Annotated in this window: 14 protein-coding genes; 3 read left to right on the top strand and 11 right to left on the bottom strand. The window is 63.0% G+C overall.

Annotated features, from left to right (window positions below):
* Nucleotides 1–9 precede the first annotated feature (9 nt).
* On the bottom strand, nt 10–984 hold the full coding sequence (locus tag ACZ5IU_RS10245) for a TRAP transporter substrate-binding protein (protein ID WP_464416932.1): 975 nt from the start codon (nt 982–984) through the stop codon (nt 10–12).
* A gap of 72 nt (nt 985–1,056) precedes the next feature.
* Nucleotides 1,057–2,073, bottom strand: coding sequence for a zinc-binding alcohol dehydrogenase family protein (locus tag ACZ5IU_RS10240; protein ID WP_464416930.1), 1,017 nt, complete (start codon nt 2,071–2,073; stop codon nt 1,057–1,059).
* Nucleotides 2,074–2,364: 291 nt separating this feature from the next.
* On the opposite strand from ACZ5IU_RS10240, the gene ACZ5IU_RS10235 reads away from it, so the two are divergent.
* The gene (locus ACZ5IU_RS10235; RefSeq protein ID WP_464416928.1) at nt 2,365–2,718 is read left to right on the top strand and encodes a DMT family protein; all 354 of its coding nucleotides are present in this window, start codon (nt 2,365–2,367) and stop codon (nt 2,716–2,718) included.
* A gap of 108 nt (nt 2,719–2,826) precedes the next feature.
* On the opposite strand, the gene ACZ5IU_RS10230 is transcribed toward ACZ5IU_RS10235, so the two are convergent.
* The 8 genes from ACZ5IU_RS10230 to ACZ5IU_RS10195 all read right to left on the bottom strand — a co-directional run bounded on the left by ACZ5IU_RS10230 (nt 2,827) and on the right by ACZ5IU_RS10195 (nt 12,346).
* The gene (locus tag ACZ5IU_RS10230; RefSeq protein WP_464416926.1) at nt 2,827–3,498 is read right to left on the bottom strand and encodes a hypothetical protein; all 672 of its coding nucleotides are present in this window, start codon (nt 3,496–3,498) and stop codon (nt 2,827–2,829) included.
* Between the two features lie 35 nt (nt 3,499–3,533).
* Nucleotides 3,534–4,385: an ABC transporter permease gene (locus ACZ5IU_RS10225; RefSeq protein ID WP_464416924.1), complete on the bottom strand. Its 852-nt coding sequence runs from the start codon at nt 4,383–4,385 to the stop codon at nt 3,534–3,536.
* A 4-nt stretch (nt 4,386–4,389) separates the two neighbouring features.
* Entirely contained in the window at nt 4,390–5,322 is a 933-nt protein-coding gene (gene nikB, locus ACZ5IU_RS10220) for a nickel ABC transporter permease (RefSeq protein ID WP_464416922.1), read from the bottom strand.
* A 72-nt stretch (nt 5,323–5,394) separates the two neighbouring features.
* Entirely contained in the window at nt 5,395–6,915 is a 1,521-nt protein-coding gene (locus tag ACZ5IU_RS10215; protein ID WP_464416920.1) for an ABC transporter substrate-binding protein, read from the bottom strand.
* Nucleotides 6,916–6,955: 40 nt separating this feature from the next.
* Nucleotides 6,956–8,482 carry an ABC transporter substrate-binding protein gene (locus ACZ5IU_RS10210; protein ID WP_464416918.1) on the bottom strand — a complete coding sequence of 509 codons (1,527 nt, stop codon included), beginning with the start codon at nt 8,480–8,482 and terminating at the stop codon, nt 6,956–6,958.
* Nucleotides 8,483–8,515: 33 nt separating this feature from the next.
* Nucleotides 8,516–10,189 (bottom strand): M28 family peptidase, encoded by a 1,674-nt coding sequence (locus tag ACZ5IU_RS10205; protein WP_464416916.1) that lies wholly within the window; start codon nt 10,187–10,189, stop codon nt 8,516–8,518.
* Between the two features lies 1 nt (nt 10,190).
* Nucleotides 10,191–10,961 (bottom strand): creatininase family protein, encoded by a 771-nt coding sequence (locus ACZ5IU_RS10200; RefSeq protein ID WP_464416914.1) that lies wholly within the window; start codon nt 10,959–10,961, stop codon nt 10,191–10,193.
* An 86-nt stretch (nt 10,962–11,047) separates the two neighbouring features.
* On the bottom strand, nt 11,048–12,346 hold the full coding sequence (locus ACZ5IU_RS10195) for an amidohydrolase (RefSeq protein WP_464416912.1): 1,299 nt from the start codon (nt 12,344–12,346) through the stop codon (nt 11,048–11,050).
* Between the two features lie 239 nt (nt 12,347–12,585).
* Here ACZ5IU_RS10195 and ACZ5IU_RS10190 point away from each other — a divergent pair, with 239 nt between their 5' ends.
* On the top strand, nt 12,586–13,485 hold the full coding sequence (locus tag ACZ5IU_RS10190; protein ID WP_464416910.1) for an alpha/beta hydrolase family protein: 900 nt from the start codon (nt 12,586–12,588) through the stop codon (nt 13,483–13,485).
* A gap of 76 nt (nt 13,486–13,561) precedes the next feature.
* Here the strand turns inward: ACZ5IU_RS10190 and ACZ5IU_RS10185 are convergent, their stop codons facing one another.
* Nucleotides 13,562–14,413, bottom strand: coding sequence for a UDP-2,3-diacylglucosamine diphosphatase (locus tag ACZ5IU_RS10185; protein ID WP_464416908.1), 852 nt, complete (start codon nt 14,411–14,413; stop codon nt 13,562–13,564).
* A gap of 130 nt (nt 14,414–14,543) precedes the next feature.
* Here ACZ5IU_RS10185 and ACZ5IU_RS10180 point away from each other — a divergent pair, with 130 nt between their 5' ends.
* A complete protein-coding gene (locus ACZ5IU_RS10180; RefSeq protein ID WP_464416906.1) occupies nt 14,544–16,070 on the top strand; it encodes a serine hydrolase in 1,527 nt (508 codons plus the stop codon).
* Nucleotides 16,071–16,072: the final 2 nt, after the last annotated feature.

The raw sequence follows: 16,072 nt of genomic DNA, 5'->3' as shown, positions 1-16,072 counted from the left end.
GCGGGTCGATTACTGGATCGCCTGGATCTTTTTGTACATCTCCTTCTGGCCGTCGTTCAGGTTCTTCAGGACGGCTTCGCTCGCGATCTTCGCGAACGCCGCCTGATCGACGTCGACGAACGTCATCTTTTCCTTCAGGAACTTCTCGAGCTTGCCCTCCTCTTCGAGGAAGAGCGTGTTCTCGTACGCCTGCATCTCCCTGCCCGCGTCGAGGATGACCTTCTTCAGGTCGTCCGGAAGGGACGCGAAACGCTTCTCGCCGATGCAGACGTAGATCCAGCCGCGCACGTGCGACGTCTTGTTGAGGTACTTCTGGACTTCGTAGAAGTGCGCGCTCGAGATCAGCGCGTAGGGGTTCTCCTGCCCCTCGATGGTCCCCTGCTGCAGGCTCGTGAACACCTCGGAGAACGCCATCGGGATCGGCTTCGCGCCGAGGGCTTCCCACGCGGCGAGGAATATCGGGACGTTCGGCAGGCGGATCTTCATCCCCTTCAGATCGCCGGGGGTCTTCACGGGACGGCTGGAGGTCAGTTCGCGCGGGCCGCGCTCCATGTAGCCGAGAACGCGGAGTTTCGCCTTTTCGAGAACCTGGGCCTCGATCTCCCTGCCGATCTCGCCGCCGGCGACCTTGTGAAGGTGAGCGGCGTCGCGAAGAAGGTAGGGGGTCGCCATGAAGATGGTCTTGTCGGCGCCGAAGGTCGTCAGCGTTTCGCCGAAAATCCCCATGTCAGCCGTTCCGGTCTGGATGGACGTCACGAGATCCTTCTCCTTGCCGAGCTGTTCGTTCGGATAGATCTTGACCTCGATGCGGCCGCCGGAATTCTTCTCGACGAGTTCCTTGAACTTCAGGGCGCCGAGATGCCAGGTGTTCTTCTCGTCGGCAAGGTGTCCGAACTTCAGGACGATCTTGTCAGCCGCGAGCGCGGCGGAAGCACATGCAACGAAAATGGAAAGCGCGAGCAGTACGATACCCAGTTTCCTCATCCTGTTCCCTCCTTCGAATAGCCCCGCCCTTCGGTCGGGGGGATAGCCGCACGAAAGACGTTCCCGACGGAATCAGAACGTCAGAATCACCTTGCAGGTCTCTTTCGGAGAGCGTTCGATCATCGTTATCGCCCCGGCGGCCTCCTCCATGGGGAAGACGTGCGAGACGAGCGCCCGGGGGTTGACTTCGCCGCGCTCGATCCACCCGAGGGCCTCGGGGAACTTTCCGTTGTGGAGGCGGGATCCGAGAACGTCGAGTTCCCGCGCCGTGATCGAGCGTTCCGCAATCCTCGACGGTTCGGGGCCAAACCCCAGGACGACGATCCGTCCCGCCGGAGCCGCCATTTCGACGGACTGTTCGAAGATGTCGGCGCGGCCGACCGCATCGACGGTCACCGAAGGACCAACGCCCCCCGTCGCGGAGCGGACCCATTCGCGGATATCCCCCGCCGACGAGTCGAAGACGTCCGACGCTCCCATACACTTCGCGAGCGCAAGTCGCTCGGGGATGATGTCCGCGACCAGAACCCTCGTCCCGAGGCGGAGAGCTCCCTGGAGGATCACCTGGCCGATCGGGCCTGCTCCGAAGAGAAGCATCGTGTCGTCCCCCGTCACGCGCCCCCGCCAGAGCGTCTCGGCCGCGATCGTGAACGGTTCGCAGAGCACCGCGGTCTCGAACGGGATATCCTTCCGGAAAACATGGAGCGACGAGACGGGAAGAAGCAGCTGTTCCCGGGCCATGCCGTCGGTGTGGACGCCCCGGACGCGGAGATTCGAGCAGACGTTCCTGCGGCCGATCCGGCAAGCCGGACATTCGCCGCAGAAAATCACGGGATCGACGACGACGCGGTCGCCCGGCGACAGGGTTGTGACATCCGGCGCGACGGCGATCACCTCTCCCGCCGCCTCGTGGCCGATGACGCGGGGATAGGACGCGAAGGGGTTCTGTCCGTGAAGGATGTGGATATCCGATCCGCAGATCCCCATCGCGCGGACCCGGACGAGGACGTGTCCGGACTGTGGCGCGGTCGGAACTTCCCGTTCGACGATCCGGAGTTCTCCGGGTCGTGTCACTTCGATGGCACGCATGACGACCCCTCCCTCGATCTGGCGATCTGGTGGTTTTCTTGCGAGCGTTACTTACGAGCGTTATTTGCGAGCATTGTTTGCGAGTGTTATATGCAAGCATTGTAACAGAGATACGGCGGAAATGTCACCGGACGGCAATGCGTTCTGGCATATGGAACAAATAGACCGGCATATTTTTTCGTATTCTCCAGAAATCCCGCTTACTTCTGTACTTCGCGACTTTTTGGTAGAATGCCTTCTCGTGCGGTCCTCGCAGCCGGACCGTATATCTCCTGGAAAAGAGTGATGAGTGTGCACCGCGTTCTGCCGATCGTTCTCCTCGTCTTCTCGAACATTTTCATGACGTACGCATGGTACGGGCATCTGAAGGATATGCGGGCGAAACCGCTCATCGTCGCAATTCTCGCGAGCTGGGGGGTCGCCTTCCTCGAATACTGCCTCCAGGTTCCCGCCAACCGGCTCGGGAGTTCGATCTATTCGCTCGGGCAGCTCAAGGTCATGCAGGAGGTCATTACGATGTGCGTCTTCGCGGGATTCAGCATCCTCTACATGCGCGAACGCGTGACGCTCGACTTTCTCTGGGCGGGACTCTGCATGGCGGGCGCCGCGTACTTCATGTTCCGGGGGATCGCCGCGGGAGCGTAGTCCCGCCTTCGGAACGCACCTCGCGGGGAGGGAAAATGCGAAGCGGGGCCGCCCCTGTGGCGAGCCCCGCTTTTCTTCCAGCGATGTCGTACACGGGGGCCGTCCCCGCTAGCGTCTTCGCGCGGCCGCTATTCGGGCGGAAGCGAATCCGGCGGCCTTCCGGAACGTCGCGTCGTCTGCGCAGTAGAGCCGCATGAGCGGCAGGACGCCGGAGGAAAGCGAGACGACGCCGATGCCGTCATGCGGGACCGCCTTGCGAAAACGGTCCCACGGCAGCCACTTCGAGGTCCTGTAGTCCACCCGCGCCTGCGGTGGAAGCGCGTATACCCGCGCCGAGAGGGACTGCCCCAGTGAGAGGTCCGACGCGGAGCCCTTCGCGAGGCGCCCGTTCTCCATCGAGACTCCCTTCGAGTTCATGACGAAACGCGCGGCGAAGCGATTCCCGAGACCAGCGAGCGAGAAGAGAAGGTACGCCGCGTCGAACGCGGCGATAATGATCACGAGGAGTCCGAAAAAAGCCAGGAGCCCCGGGCGCGTGGGGACATACCCGAGAAAATTCGCGGCAACCGGAACGATGACGGCCGGAAAGACGAACGCCATGCACGAGAACATCAGGACGTCTCCGATGATGCACGGGTTCGTCACGATCGGGACGAGAACCTCCCACGCGACGACTTCGCCGCGTTCGGCCGGAGCCTCTTCGCGCCCGCCCGCCTCCTCGTTACCGCTCCCCTGCCGCAGCCGAAGCGCTCTCGGCAGTCCCTGTTTCCGTTCCGGCATCGATCGTCCCTCCATGTCCGGCGGCGAATCCCGCGTTACCGCTTGAGCTTCGGGTCCAGCGCATCGCGCAGTCCGTCGCCGACGAAATTGAGCGCGAGAATCGTCATCATGATCGCGAGTCCCGGAAAGAGCGTAATATGCGGGAAATCGCGGATGTAGGTTCGTCCGCTCGACAGCATCGCCCCCCATTCCGGAATCGGCGGCTGGATGCCGAGACCGATGAACGAGAGCCCCGCCGTGTTCAGAATGGCGGAGGCAACGCCGAGCGTCGCCTGGACGATGACCGGCGCCATGCAGTTCGGAAGCACGTGGCGGACGATGATCCGCGCATCCGACGATCCGACCGCCTTCGCGGCTTCGATGAACTCCTGGTTGCGGATCGACAGCACCGACCCCCGGACGATCCTGGCGTACCGCGGAACGCTCGCGATGCCGACGGCCACCATGAGATTGAAAAGACCGGGACCGAGCGACGCGGCGATCGCTATCGCGAGCAGCGTCGACGGAATCGAAAGCAGTATGTCCATCGTCCGCATGATGATATTGTCCGTCCTCTTGCCGTAGAACCCCGCGACGGCACCGAGGAGTCCTCCCAGGATCATTCCGATTCCGACCGCCACGAACCCGACCTGCAACGATACGCGGGCACCGTAGATGACACGGCTCAGGATGTCGCGCCCGAACTCGTCCGCACCGAACGGGTGATCGCGCGACGGGGGGTCGAGGGAGAGGAGAAGATCCTGTTCCTCGTAGCTGTATGGCGCGATGAAATCCGCAAACACGGCGAGGACGCACAGGCAGATCAGGATCGCCGCCCCGAAGAGCGCGAGGCGGTTCCTGCGGAATCGGGAGAGGATCTCCCGGGCGTTGCTTCGTCTCTTGGCCATGCCACTACCGTCCCTGATACTGCGCCTTGATCCGGGGATCGACATAGGCGTAGACGATGTCGACCAGAAGGTTGATCAGGCTGAACACGACGGCCATGTAGAGCACGCCTCCCTGCACGAGCGGGTAGTCGCGCGTCTTGATGGCCTCGACCATGAGACGGCCGACCCCCGGAACCGAGAAGACCGATTCCGTGAGCACCGCTCCCTCGAGAAGACCGCCGAACTGGAGCCCGACGATCGTGACGATCGGGATGAGCGCGTTGCCGAGCGCGTGCCGCCAGATGACGATGGATTCCTTCTGTCCCTTGGCGCGGGCGGTCCGGATGTAATCCTGGCGGATGACCTCGAGCATGCTCGAGCGAGTCATCCGCGAAATGACCGCGAGCGACGGCGTCGAGAGCGTCACTGCCGGAAGGACCATCGCCCGGAACGAATCGAATCCCGAGGCCGGAAACCATCCGAGGTGGACCGAAAAGAAGAGGATCAGGAGCAGGCCGAGCCAGAAGACCGGCATCGAGATCCCGACAAGCGCGAAGACCATCGCCACCGTATCGAACAGCGAATATTGCCGTATGGCAGAGACGATCCCGAGCGGAATGCCGAGGACGATGGCGATGATGACCGAAAAGATCGCGAGCTTGAGCGTCGCGGGGAATGCCGCGAGAATCTCTCCGGTTACGGGGTGTTTCGTGATGTAGGAACGTCCGATGTCCCCCTGGAGTGCGTTGAGGATATACCGGCCGAACTGGACGAAGAACGGGTCGTTCAGCCCCATCTCCTGCCGGAGGGCCTGAACGCGGTCCTCCGTGGCCATATCGCCGAGGAGCATCCGCGCCGGATCGCCCGGCGTCATGTACAGCAGGAGGAAGATGATGAAGCTCACCCCGAGAAGCACGGGGATGAATGCGACGACACGGCGGAGAATGTACCTCCACATGAGTCCCAGCCTCTTTTCCGACGGGGCGGAGAGGAACCTCCCCTCCGCCCCGTGAATATCATTTCCGGTCTCCTATTCCTCGAAATAGACCGTATGGAGCACGTGGTAACTCCCGGGATCGGGGGAGAAGCCCTTCACGTACTTCTGGGTTCCGACGAGCTGTTCGCCGTTGTGCAGCAGGAGCCACGGCTCCAGTTCGGCGATCCGCTTCTGGATGGAGCTGTAGATCGCTCCCCGCTCCGCGCCTTCCGGCGTGACGCGCCCCTTTTCGATGAGATCGTCGATATCCTTTTCCACGACCATCGACCTGTTCAGCCCTATCCTGGCCTGTGACGAGTGGAACGGTCCGAAGACGGAATAGTCCGGATCCGGAACCGCCGTCGTCCAGCTGTTCAGGTAGACCTCGTGAGTCCTGTCCTTGAGTTTCTCCTGGAATGCGCCCCACTCCATGACGTTGACGCCGACCTCGATGCCGACCTTCTTGAGCTGGTTCTGGATCACGGTGGCCATGTCGATGCGTTCCTTGCGGTCCGCGGTGAGGATCGTGAACCTGAAGCCGTCCTTGTACCCGGCCTCCGCGAGAAGGGCCTTCGCCTTTTCGGGATCGTAGGAATACGTCGGCATGTTCGGATCGTAGTACTTCACCGACGGAGCGAAGACGCTCTTCGGTACACCGCCGACACCCCGGAAGATGACCTTCACCATCTTCTCGACGTCGATCGCGTGGGCGATCGCCTGCCGGACACGGATATCGTCGAACGGCTTCTTCGAGAGATTGAATCCCATGTACTGCACGACCGCGTCCGGAGTCCGGAGCAGCCTGAGTTTCGGATTCGACTGCACCTTGCTCAGGTCGATCGGCAGGATCGCGTAGGAGATGTCGACGCCGCCCGCCTCGAGCTCGATGACCCTGTTCGTCGCCTCCGTGATCGTGCGGACGACGATGTTCGGAATCGCGCTCTTCTTGCCCCGGTAGCCGTCGAATCGCTTCAGGACGATCCGGTCGCCCTTCGCCCAGGAGACGAATTCATACGGCCCGGTTCCGACCGGGTGCGTCCCGAAGTCCTGTCCGGCGGCCTTCGTCGCCTTCTCGTTGAGGATGCATCCGCCGCCCCAATGCGTCAGGTGCGCGAGGAAACTCGTATCCGGAACCTTCGTCCGGATGATGATCGTATAGTCGTCGACAACCTCCGTCTTCGCAAGATCGATGTTTCCGAGGACGTAGTTGATCTTTCCTATGGCCGCCTTGCGTTCGAACGTGTACTTCACGTCGCTCGCCTTCAGCTCTTCGCCATTGTGAAACTTCACTCCCCTGCGGAGCGTGAAGCGGTAGGAGAGATCGTCGATGCGCTCGACCTTCTCGGCCAGGGACGGCTCGATCTGTCCGCCGGGCCCGACTTTCACGAGCGTTTCGTAGATCTGCACCATGATGTGCGCGGACGCTCCGTCTGGGGACTCGTGCGGATCGAGCGTCTTCGCGTCCGACGTCGTGGCGACGACGAGCGTGTCTCCCGCAGCGAGGGTCGGAAGCGACCACAGTGCGAGAATCGCGGCGACCGCCGGGAAAAGGATCCAGAAACGGTTCCACTTCATTACGGACACTCCCTTCGATCCCTGTCGTTCATTCAACGACCTACTCTTCAAAGAAGACCGTGGAAAGCCTGTGGTATCCCGCGGGATTCGGCACGAAGCCCTTCACGTTCCTCCGGATGCCGACCACCTGTTCCCCGTTCTCGACGTAGACCCACGGGGCCTGCTCGCACAGCAGCACCTGCAGGTCATGGTAGACCTTCTCCCGCTCCGGACCGTCCTTGAGCGTCCGTCCGAGATCCATGAGTCGGTCGGCCTCCGGGTTCGAGTAGACGGCCTTGTTCATTCCGGTGATCTGCGAAGAGTGGAAGATGCCGTAGACGGCGTAGTCAGGATCCGGCACGGGAGTCCCCCACCCCATCATGTACATGTCGTGGTTCTTCTCCTTGAGTTTCTCGAGGTAGGCCCCCCACTCCATGACCTGGATCTTCACGTCGATCCCGACTTTCTTGAGCATACTCTGGATCACGGTCGCGATGTCGATGCGCTCCTTCCGGTCGTTCGTCCAGATCTCGGCCTTGAACCCGTTGGGGTATCCTGCCTCGGCCAGAAGTTTTTTCGACAATGCCGGATCGTACTTCACGGGCGGCAGATTCGGGTTGGAGTAGCGGATGCCGGGCGGTACGGGCCCGAGAGCCGGCTTGCCGATGCCGCGGAAGACGGCCTTCACGAGCTTATCGAGATCGATCGCGTACGTGATGGCCTGCCGGACCCGGACGTCGCTGAAAGGCTTCTTGCTGCAGTTGAAGCCCATGTGCTGCACGGAAGTGTCGGGCGTGCGGAGAAGGACCAGCTTGTCGTTCTCCTGCACCCGCTTGATGTCGATCGGCGGGATCGCGTAGGCGATGTCCGCGCCGCCCGATTCGAGTTCGATCGTGCGGTTCGTCTCCTCCGTTATCGACCGGACGACGACATTGGGAATCTTCGCTTTCTCGCCCCAGTAGTTCTCGTTGCGCTTCAGCGTGATCCGGTCGCCCTTCGCCCAGGAGACGAATTCATAGGGGCCCGTCCCGACGGGACGCGAGCCGAACTCGTTGCCGGCGGCCTTCACCGCTTTCTCGCTGAGAATGCAGCCGCCTCCGAAGTGCGTCAGAAGGGCGAGAAAACTCGTGTCCGGCGTCTTGGTCTTCATCTCGACCGTGTAGTCGTCGATGACCCGAAGACCCTCCGGATCCATGTTGCCGACGATGTAGGCGATCGTCTTGCCGACGTCGAGGGCCCGCCTGAACGTGAAGACCACGTCCGACGCCCTGAGCTCGTCGCCGTTGTGGAACTTCACTCCCTTCCGGAGCGTGAAGCGATATGTCGTGTCGTCGACGCGCTCGAACTTTTCCGCGAGGTTCGGAACGACCTCGCCCTTGTCGGTGACCTTCACGAGCGTATCGTAGATCTGGACCATGATATGCGCCGACGCGAGATCCGGAGTCACGTGCGGATCAAGGCTTTTCGCGTCGTACATGTTGGCGACGACGAGAGTGTCTTTCGGTGCGGCGGAAACGAAAGCCGCTCCGGAGAGCAGGAACGCGAGGGCGCTTCCGAACGCCAGCGCCGTGAAACGATGGAATCGCATAGCCGTTCCCCCTTTGCGATTTGATGACGATGGTTACGGATTTCCCAGGATGTGACGGATATCTTCAGCCAGCGAATACAGGCGGTTGATCTGCGACCCGACGTATCCTTCCAGGACCAGCCTCCCTTCAGCGGAGCCCTTCCAGTCGAGAAGAGGATCTCCCGCCATGACGATTCCGGGAAGCCATCCCTGCGCGCACCCCGGATCCTGCCCGTACGCCGGGCACCGGACGTACAGGGCCTGATTGAGTTTCCTCACGACCGCGAGCCGGAGTCCGACCGGACGCTCCCGCGAGGGGAGCCCCCCCCAGAGCGACGCGAGGTCGCGATATTCCCCGAGGACGCCTCTGAGATCCGCAATCCGCGCATAGCGCCCGCACGCCGACGTCAGACGGTCGAGAAGAAATCCGAAGAGGGCGGCGACGTCCGGAGACGGGTCGTCGCCCGAAACGAGCGCTTCCGTCGCCCGGGCGTACACCTCCGCGTCCGTCGCGAGGATCGCGGGGTCGTGATATTGCAGGAGGTCGTCTTCCGTGTGCCACCACCAGCTCATGAACCCTTTCCCCGTCCGGTCCGGGCTGGAATCGGGCAACGTCGACCCCCACGCGAAGAGCGTCGAAAGCCCCATGTTCTGGAACGACTGGTCCCAGGCCCGGACGGGATCGGGCCATCGCCCCGTCTGCCCCGTGACGTCCCGTACGACTTTTTGCGCGAGCGCAAGGAAGTCCGGTCCCGCCGTGATCCGGCTGAAATCCGTGGCGCCGCGGAGTCCCGGCATGTCGGCGTTCACCGTGGCGATGCAGTTGCGGTACAGGTCGAGGAAGCGAAGGGAGGCGTACGCGGATGATCCCGCGTACTTTCCGTATTCGTGTCCGGACCACCAACACACGCGGAGCCCGTACCGGCGGCGCGGCAGGGACGCCGCGTGCAGCGCGAGGGCGAGCGTCAGGGCGCATCCGGTCGCGTTGTCTGTCGCCCCGTAGTGTTTCGCGTCGAGATGGCTTCCGGCGAGGAGAAACCGGGGATCCTCTTCTGTGGAGGGGATGGTCGCCTCTATCTGCTCGATTTCACGGACGCCGCGCTCCGCTTCGACGGAGAACCGGAGGCGGACGTCGCCGGTCCGCATCCTGGACTCCAGCTCGATCCCGTCGGCCCTGTTGATCGCGATCACGGGGATGTCGGTCAGGAGGGGCATTTCCTCCGGAAGCGGAATTCCCCACGGCAGAGATATGCCGCTTTCGTGGATCTGCCTCTCGTCGCCGTATGACCATCGGATGACGAAGGCGATCGCTCCCCGTGCCTGCGCTTCGAGAACCGCGAGGGGAGACGATGATTCCGTGACGACGACCGCCCCGTCGAGATCCCGCTCTCCCGGGAGCGACCGTTCCGCCATAAAGACGAGCGGATTCGTTCCGAAGCCGTTCTCCGGAACCCACGCCGCCCGTCCCTCCCGGATCGCGCCGTCCGTGGACGGAGAGAACCCCCACACGCGGCACGGGATCTCCGTTCCGTCCGCGTAGTGCAGCGTCCCGCGTCCCGGGACGCCGAGCAGAGCCTTGTGACGGAGCCGCCGGACATTCACGCCGGCGCTTCCGAGAACGTCGGCGATATACGCCCGTGCGGCCGCCTCTCCCTCGCCGCATGTCCGCCGGTGATGCGACGCGATGACGGCGAGGTGCCGCTCGATCTCATCGAACGGGAAACGCATGTCAGCGTCCGACGTCCAGTTTGAGGAATTCGCGGATGAAGGCTTCGATATACTCCGTCACCGCGTCGAACATTCGGTCCCCCCACTCCGGGGTCGCCGCGGACGATTCGTCCGGACCTCCGAATCCTCCGGTCGGAACGGAGTCGCGCACGTCGCGGATCATCCGGACAAATCCACCGCCGAACGAGATCTGGTGCAGGTGCGTATTCCGGAGAGCATCGCTGAAATGGTTCACTTCCGCGTCGCAGAGATCCGAACGGTCCACCCATTCCGGGCGCAGCGCCATCATCATCGCTGCCTCCTGCCCGGCGCCGTGGCCGCCGATCCACTCCCGGTTCAGCTGTCCAGCGAGGATCCACCAGTCGATGGTGGCCGCCTGGCCTCCCGCCCGGTAGATTTCGAGAGCGACCCTGTCGAGGGCGACGTTGTTTCCGCCGTGACCGTTCAGAAAGAGGAATTTCCGTACCCCCGAACGCAGCATCCCCGTCGCGATCCCGTTCAGGACGGCCGTCAGCGTCTCGATCCCGATATCGATCGTCCCCGGAAACGAGGTCAGTGTGGGCGCGTAGCCATACGGCATCGCCGGGAGAACCACGACGTCGTTCGGGAAGGAGGTCTCGATCCTTCGAGCGAACTCCTCGGGGATCAGGTAATCGGTCCCCAGAGGGCCGATCGGTCCGTGCTCCTCGACGCTTCCCAGAGGCATTACGGCGATCGTCCCGTCGGACAGCAGCCGCTCCGCCTTCTTCCAGCTCAGCCCCGCAAGATACATGGATCTCCACGCTCCTTGCCATTTCGGGATAGGTGAATCACGTACCGCTATTACTGGATCCAATTAAAAATCCACTCTACGCTCCCCTACCCTTTCCTGTCAAGGAACCTCGCTCCCCTGCGGACGACGGCTTCGAGAGACCGGACGCCCGTCACGAGCGTCGCCTCGTCCACGTCGAAGTGATCGTTGTGATGTCCGACTCCCGTATTGGAGCCGAGGCGCATGTAGGTCGCGACGCCGCCGCGGTCCTGGACGGCTCGCATCATCCACGTCGCGTCGTCGCTGCCGAGCGCGTCCCCGTCCATCTGCAGGTTCGAGATTCCCGGAACTCCGTCGAGCGCGTCGCGGATGATTTCGCGCAGGACAAAGTTGCTGTCGGCCGAAATCGCCTCTCCCGTCTTCTCGACCTCGGAGCGGACCCCGTAGGTTTCGGCGCTTCCGCGAACGACCGCCATCGCCCGCTCGTACATGTAGGACGCGACTTCGTCGTTGTCGCCGCGGGTTTCGGCTTTCATGAACGCCTTGCCGGGAATCACGTTCCGCCCCGTCCCAGCCGTCAGGACCCCGACGTTGATCCGCGTACGTCCCTCGCTGTGCGGGGCGATCGCGTGAAGGTTCAGCGCAGCCGTCGCGGCCGCGAGAAGCGCGTTGCGTCCCTCCTGCGGGGACCCGGCGGCGTGCGTCGACACGCCCGTATAGGTGACATCGAATTTCGTCGTGCAAAGGAATCCGTGACACCCTGTCGTGACCGTTCCGGACGGGATGCCGCCGCCGATGTGGATCGCGACGAGCGCGTCGACGCCGAGCAGGATCCCCCTGTCGACCATTGCGCGTGCGCCGCGGACGCCCTCCTCGGCGGGCTGGAAGACGATCAGGATCCTGCCGCAGAGCTCGTCCTTCTCCTCCGAGAGAACGCGCGCGAGCATGAGTCCCATCGCCGTGTGCGCGTCGTGCCCGCAGGCGTGCATCCAGCCCGGATTCACGGACGCGAAGCCCTCTTTCCGGGGCCGGTGGTCCGGGTCCTGCGTCTCCGCGACGTCGACGCAGTCGATGTCGAACCGGAAGGCCACGGTCGGCCCCGGACGCCCCGTGTCGAGGATCCCGAGCGCCCCGGTGTAGCCGTCCATGCGTTCGATCCACTTCGGATCGGCCCCCTGTTCGACGGCACGGGCGATGTTACGCTCGATCACGTCCTGCGGCGCACGCCCCATCACGGACTTCGGCGCGATCACGTCGAGCCCAGTGCGGACCTCGTATCCGAATCCCTCCAGCATCGACGCCGCGATCGAGGTGGTACGGAATTCGAGCCACCCGCTTTCCGGGTAGGTATGAAGATCCCGCCGGATACGGATCGCTTCCTTTTCGACGGCTTCCCAGTCGATCATTCTTCAAATCGCCCCTTTCAGGAATGGACGCGACGTCCGTCGGCTTCCGCCGTTCGCCGGAGAGCCTCTTCCGCCGTCATCCGTTCGGTTGTCTTCCCCGCAAAGCATCATAATCTCAGAACGAAAAGCGGGCAACGTGGCAACGTGGAGATTCCCGGCTCATCGCAGCGTGGCCGGTTTCTCGCACGGTACTATAATAACCTGAACGTTCCGGCAAAAACGAAAAGGAGCTGGTTACGATGGATTCCATCCCCTACGACCCGATTCGCGAGGATCCCGCGAAAGACCCCGATTTCCCGGCGACGATGCACGGATGCGTCTTCCGGGTGACCTATGCGCCCGAAAACGGCGAGCAGCGACTTTTCGGAATCGCCTACCTCCCGGGCGGTCGCGGCCCCCATCCGTGCATCCTGCTTCTTCACGGCTTTCCCGGCAACGAGAAGAATCTCGACCTCGCCCAGATGCTGCGACGCGCCGGCTGCACCGTCGTCCAGTTCCACTACAGAGGCTGCTGGGGAAGCGACGGAGAGTACTCCTTCGAACACGTCCTCGAAGACGTCCGCTCCGTCGTCACACTGCTTCGGACGCCGGAGTGGCGCGAACGGCTCCGTATCGATCCGGAGCGCTTCGTCCTCATGGGGCACAGCCTTGGCGGATTCGCTTCCCTGATGACAGGCGCGTCCGTCCCGGAAATCCGCGCAGTCTGCTCGATCGCGGGGTACGACCTCGGAGCGGTCGCGTCGCTCCTGAAGAACGATCCCGGCGACGCGTACGGCATCCGGGCGATGTTCCGGGACTCCGTCCTTCCGCTGAAGGGAACGAGCGACGGGATCCTCCTCCGCGAGGTCGAACGGCATGGCGCGACGTGGAACGTCTGCGGGCACGCATCCTCCTTCGCGGGAAAGAACGTCCTTCTCGTCTGCGCTCTCAGGGATAGTACGTCCATTCCGGAATTCCACCACCGGCCACTCGTCGCCGCACTTGCGGCGCACGGCGCGAACGTCTCCGAGGAAACGTTCGACGAGGAACACGGCTTCGACAGCGGCCGTCTGGAGCTCGGGGATGCGGTGCTCCGATGGATGCGCCGGAGCGGAATCGTCCGCGCGCAGGGCGATTTCCGACGGAAAGGGCATTCGTAACGGAAGAAAGAGCCCTGTGCGATCGCATCGGGGCTCTTTCCCGAAGGAAGGGGAGGTTCTCTATGAAAACGCCGCCTTACCCCGCGGCGGAGGGGACATCCGTGACGTCACGAAGCGCCGGGCCGCACGGGACATCCTTGTTGATGAACACGACGCCGTCAGAAGAGCTTCCGCCAGGGCGTCGTCTTTCCCGCCAGCGGACGATCTCCATCGCCCCGTCGAAATGTTCCACGAGCGCGGAGCAACTGTCGATCCAGTCGCCGCAGTTTGCGTACGCGAGTCCGCGAATGTTCCTGATCACAGGGTGATGAATGTGTCCGCAAATGACGCCGTCGACGCCGCGTTTCCGCGCCGACCGGACGAGGAAGTCCTCGAAATGCCCCACGTACATCACGGCATCCTTGACCTTCCGCTTCAGAAATCCCGAGAGCGACCAGTACCCGAGCCCGAGCGGAGAACGGACCGCGTTCAGAAACGCATTCGCCCAGAGCGCCACGTCGTACGCACGGTCGCCGAGCCGCGTAAGCCACTTCCGGCATCGTACGACGACATCGAACTCATCGCCGTGGACGACGAGGAAGCTGCGTCCGTCGGCCCCGGTGTGGACCGCTTCCTTCCGGACCGAGATGCCTCCGAAGCGGTACCCGTCGAATTCATCCATGAACGTGTCGTGATTCCCGGGGATATAGACGATGTCGGTCCGCTTCGACATCTTGAGCAACCACCGAACGACCTCGTTGTGCGACCGGGGCCATCGGGGACGTTTCCGCAGCTTCCATCCGTCGATGACGTCGCCGACCAGGTAGAGACGCTCGCACCGGAACGACGCCAGGAACGAAGTCAGCTCTTTCGCCCGGCACCATCGCGTCCCGAGGTGGATATCGGACAGGAATACCGTTCGGTATGAGGAGATCGTCGTATTTTTCATGTCGACAGCATACCACAGACCGTATAACGCGACGGTTGCCGAAATGCGACGGATGCGTTACGACCGTCCGAGTCCGTGATACCATGGTATTCAGGGTGAATTCGTTCCAGATTTTCGGGGAGGGTGTCGCATGAAAAGGGTATTCGCCGTCGTTCTCGCGCTTCTTTCGCTCCTGCCCGTCCCGTCGTGGGCGGAGCTTTCGGGGCAACCTCCGGAGGAGACGATGCGTTCCGTGATCGCTGAATTCGAGTCCTACGCGGTCCGCGCGATGAAGGATTGGGACATTCCCGGGATGTCGGTGTCGGTCGTTCTGGGAGACCGGACGATCTACGCGCGCGGGTTCGGCGTCCGCGGGATCGGCGGAACGGACCCCGTGAACGAACATACGCTCTTCCAGATCGGCTCGATCTCGAAATCGTTCACCGCGACGCTCGTCGCGATCCTCGCCGACCGCGGAAAGATCGAATGGACCGATCCCGTGACGGACCATCTCCCGGACTTCTCGATGTACGACCCCTGGGTGACGCGGGAATTCCGCGTTTTCGACATCATGTCCCAGCACAGCGGACTTTCCCCGTACGCCGGGGACTTTCTCCCCCTGCTCGGGTTCGGGCGCGCGCACATCCTCCGTTCTCTCAGGTTCCTCCGCCCCGTATCGAGCTTCCGTTCCGAGTTCTCGTACGTGAACAACCTGTTCGTCGTCGCGGGGCTTCTCGTCGAAAAGTATTCCGGGAAAAGCTGGGAAGACACGCTGAAAACCCAGCTCCTCGACCCGATCGGCATGAGGGAGAGCAGCGCGTCGCAGAAATCCTTCACGGGTGCGTCGAACGTCGCCTTCCTGCACGTGAGGGACAGGGGCGGCGTCAGAGCGCTGCCGATGGACTGGCCCTTCATGCGATGGGTGTACACGTACGCTCCGGCGGGCGGAATTGCCTCGACGGCCTCCGATATGGCGAAATGGATGCGCTTCCAGCTCGCGGACGGCGTCGCCGGCAGCAGGCGCATCGTTTCGAAACGAAACCTCGACGCGACGCACGCACCCAGGACGTCGCTCCCGATGTCCGCAGCGTATCCGGGAAACAACGCCTACTGCATGGGGTGGGTCCGAACCGAATACCGTCCCTATTCCCTTCTCTGGCACAACGGCGCGACGAGCGGCGTCTGCTCGGTCGTCATGCTCGCGCCGGAGATCGGCCTCGGAATCACGGTTCTCACGAACCTCTCCGATACGCAGGCGCCCGAGGCCGTCGCGAAACGTTTCATCGACCTCTTCTGCGGGACGAAGCCTTTGCGCGACTGGAGCGCCGAGGCTCTCGCGGAGGCACGGAAAGCCTCCTCCGCGCCGAAGGTCACCGCGCCGGAGTCCCCGGTCCCACCGATGCCGTTCGACGTCTACGAGGGAACGTACGACAACCCCGTCTTCGGATCTCTCGCGCTCGTCGCTTCGGGAGACACGCTGACCGGCGTCATGGGGCCCGACAGGGTCCGCATCGTTTTTCGCCACAGGGATCGCGACGAATTCATCATGGGCGTGCCGGATTTCGACCCCGAGATGGGGCGGGCTCATTTCACTTTGCGGAACGGAATCGCCGACACCCTGATCCTGGACGAACTCGAGAAGGACGGCATCGGGACGTTCGTCCGGAAAAATCCGTGAGA

It is taken from the genome of Lactivibrio alcoholicus, assembly GCF_055390895.1.
The sequence above is the reverse complement of the archived record's forward strand: the minus strand, read 5'-3'. Positions and strand labels throughout refer to the sequence as shown.

What these genes read in the sequence shown, in the direction of transcription:
- ACZ5IU_RS10225 (WP_464416924.1), bottom strand. Translation starts at nt 4,385, where the DNA reads ATGGCCAAGAGACGAAGCAACGCCCGGGAGATCCTCTCCCGATTCCGC.
- ACZ5IU_RS10190 (WP_464416910.1), top strand. Translation starts at nt 12,586, where the DNA reads ATGGATTCCATCCCCTACGACCCGATTCGCGAGGATCCCGCGAAAGAC.
- ACZ5IU_RS10210 (WP_464416918.1), bottom strand. Translation starts at nt 8,482, where the DNA reads ATGCGATTCCATCGTTTCACGGCGCTGGCGTTCGGAAGCGCCCTCGCG.
- ACZ5IU_RS10245 (WP_464416932.1), bottom strand. Translation starts at nt 984, where the DNA reads ATGAGGAAACTGGGTATCGTACTGCTCGCGCTTTCCATTTTCGTTGCA.
- ACZ5IU_RS10180 (WP_464416906.1), top strand. Translation starts at nt 14,544, where the DNA reads ATGAAAAGGGTATTCGCCGTCGTTCTCGCGCTTCTTTCGCTCCTGCCC.
- ACZ5IU_RS10240 (WP_464416930.1), bottom strand. Translation starts at nt 2,073, where the DNA reads ATGCGTGCCATCGAAGTGACACGACCCGGAGAACTCCGGATCGTCGAA.
- ACZ5IU_RS10185 (WP_464416908.1), bottom strand. Translation starts at nt 14,413, where the DNA reads ATGAAAAATACGACGATCTCCTCATACCGAACGGTATTCCTGTCCGAT.
- ACZ5IU_RS10205 (WP_464416916.1), bottom strand. Translation starts at nt 10,189, where the DNA reads ATGCGTTTCCCGTTCGATGAGATCGAGCGGCACCTCGCCGTCATCGCG.
- ACZ5IU_RS10215 (WP_464416920.1), bottom strand. Translation starts at nt 6,915, where the DNA reads ATGAAGTGGAACCGTTTCTGGATCCTTTTCCCGGCGGTCGCCGCGATT.
- ACZ5IU_RS10195 (WP_464416912.1), bottom strand. Translation starts at nt 12,346, where the DNA reads ATGATCGACTGGGAAGCCGTCGAAAAGGAAGCGATCCGTATCCGGCGG.
- nikB (WP_464416922.1), bottom strand. Translation starts at nt 5,322, where the DNA reads ATGTGGAGGTACATTCTCCGCCGTGTCGTCGCATTCATCCCCGTGCTT.
- ACZ5IU_RS10230 (WP_464416926.1), bottom strand. Translation starts at nt 3,498, where the DNA reads ATGCCGGAACGGAAACAGGGACTGCCGAGAGCGCTTCGGCTGCGGCAG.
- ACZ5IU_RS10200 (WP_464416914.1), bottom strand. Translation starts at nt 10,961, where the DNA reads ATGTATCTTGCGGGGCTGAGCTGGAAGAAGGCGGAGCGGCTGCTGTCC.